This window comes from Nitrincola sp. A-D6 (assembly GCF_000764495.1).
GTDB lineage: Bacteria > Pseudomonadota > Gammaproteobacteria > Pseudomonadales > Balneatricaceae > Nitrincola.
Genome location: NZ_JRLB01000107.1, coordinates 1 through 955, shown reverse-complemented (window position 1 = coordinate 955; position 955 = coordinate 1). Strand labels below are relative to the sequence as shown.

Here is a 955-nt window from a genome sequence, read left to right as displayed (position 1 = left end):
GTGCCGGCATCATTCGCCCGCGGAGCGGGCTCCCACAGCGGGCTCCCACAAGGCACCGGTATTGTAGGAGCCCGGTCTCCGGGCGAATATTTACATTGTTATCAGATAGCTATGGGCATCGGCTGGGCTTTACGGCGCCGCAGAGCTAATCCACCCAGCAATACAGAGCCAAATAGCCATACGGCAGCGGGTAATGGCACTTCAGAGACTTCAATATTGCTGAGAAACAGGGTTGTTGAGAAGGATTTGGAACCTATCAGACGAATACTACCTGATACTACAGCCGTAATGCTGTCACCTGCTTTAAGCAGGAGTGCATCAAATACACTACCTAACTTACCCGATTTCAGCACGGCACCTTCACTGTCCAGAATAGAAACAGTCCAGGGGCCTTTCAAAAGACTACCATGCATGCCATAGGTGCCTGAGCCAAAAACTCCCAATGAAAAACGACTATCCTGAGCCGCCTCCAGATCCCATGCCACACTGACTGGACCACCCAGCAGGTAGCCTGAGCGGAAATGATCCATTCTGAGGGTAGAGCTGAGATGTGTATTGGTTACTGTTGGCGAAAACAGTCCTGCCGCGGTAACCGTGGGGTTGCTTATGGAAATCGTTGCTGCATTAAGCGTAAACGATATCACCATCAATACTACACAAAGCATAAGCTTTTTCATTCTTGAAACCTCGATTTATATCCATATGTGTGCTTTTTGATGGCTGGGCCAGGACTGCTGCGCCCGGCCACCGATACGGCAAAATTGCCGATTGCAATTATAGAGAAAGACGGTCAGGTTACAAGACCTCTTTTTTTTTAGTGGTTATTAACTCTTATCCTGTGGGAGCTCGCTGTGTGGGCGATGGGGGGCATCATTCGCCCGCAGAGCGGGCTCCCACAAGGGGCTCCTACAGGGTGCCGATATTGTAGGAGCCCGGTCTCCGGGCGATCGGGGGG

General features: G+C 51.6%; 1 protein-coding gene. It reads right to left on the bottom strand.

The annotated features are described in order from the left end of the window. Positions 1 to 101: 101 nt before the first annotated feature. The gene (locus LH51_RS21725; protein ID WP_036524612.1) at positions 102 to 677 is read right to left on the bottom strand and encodes a hypothetical protein; all 576 of its coding nucleotides are present in this window, start codon (positions 675 to 677) and stop codon (positions 102 to 104) included. Between the last annotated feature and the right edge of the window lie 278 nt (positions 678 to 955).